This is a genomic window from Tsukamurella sputi (assembly GCF_007858445.1).
GTDB classification, from domain to species: domain Bacteria; phylum Actinomycetota; class Actinomycetes; order Mycobacteriales; family Mycobacteriaceae; genus Tsukamurella; species Tsukamurella sputi.
In genome coordinates this window covers 1-552 of the sequence record NZ_VIGV01000167.1, presented here as the reverse complement: position 1 = coordinate 552, position 552 = coordinate 1, and the positions used below count along the sequence as shown (strand labels likewise).

The following is a 552-nucleotide window of genomic DNA, read 5'->3' as shown; positions in this document are numbered from 1 at the left end:
GGTGTGCCAGGCATGCCAGGCGGCCTCAGCGAGCGCGGCGGCATCGTCGACCTGTTGCTGTGTGGAGCCGGCGGTCAGTGCGTTCAGCGCATCTTCGAGTGCGAGCATCGCGTCTTGGTATGCGCGGGTCTCGGGCACGTTCCCGTCCCGGAGCACGGGCATCTCCAGGAAGTACTCGGCTCGGTTGAGCCGGTACTGGCCCCAGGCCTGCTTGAGTCCGTCGAACGCGGCCTGCACGTCGGCGATGGATGCCCGCGGGCGCGTGCGCTTCTCCTCCGCGCTGAGCTTGTCGAGGAGGATCTCTTGAGCCGTCTCGCGAACGAAGTCGATCCATGCATCGGAGACCGCCGGGACGGGCAGGCCGCGTCCGCCGGCCTCCACGGTAAGGGCCAATCCAGTCAATGCGGCGATGAGCCACACCCCAGGCTCAGCGGTGCCGCCGACGAGGTACATGCCGCCGCACGTGATTGTGCCGATCGCGAGCAGTGCCGCCAGAGCGCGCCACACGTACCCGATGCGGCGTTGCGCCGGCGTGCACGCCTGTGGCGCGAA

The 552-nt window shown here is 68.8% G+C and carries 1 pseudogene; it reads right to left on the bottom strand.

Annotated features, from left to right (window positions below):
• Positions 1–552: pseudogene (locus FK268_RS24535) on the bottom strand (hypothetical protein); the annotation flags it as partial.